At 63.1% G+C, this 298-nt stretch carries 1 protein-coding gene; it reads right to left on the bottom strand.

The window, feature by feature from the left end; translation table 11 throughout:
* Positions 1-298 (bottom strand): polyketide synthase dehydratase domain-containing protein (locus tag SB658_RS23030; protein WP_410602580.1); only part of this gene is annotated, 298 nt, incomplete at both ends.

The following is a 298-nucleotide window of genomic DNA, read 5'->3' on the forward strand; positions in this document are numbered from 1 at the left end:
CCCGGCACGCAGAAAACACCTGCATATCCCGGAGGGCAAACGGCAGAAACGGCCGTCCGGACGCGGAACCGTCTGAGTGCACGAGACCGATAGAAGCCTGGAGGGCGGCGTCCAGCATGCTCGGATGCAGGATGAACGGCTCCTTTTCCTCGCGGGCGGACGGCGGAAGAGTGAGCTTCGCGAGCACTTCTCCGCTTCCGGCATAGACGGCGTCAAGCGCCTGATGAGACGGTCCGTAGGTGATGCCGAGGCTGTCGAATGCTTCATAACACTCAGCCTTTGACATGCGCCGGCCGCC

It is taken from the genome of Bacillus sp. SIMBA_008 (assembly GCF_046535495.1).
Lineage (GTDB): Bacteria > Bacillota > Bacilli > Bacillales > Bacillaceae > Bacillus > Bacillus subtilis.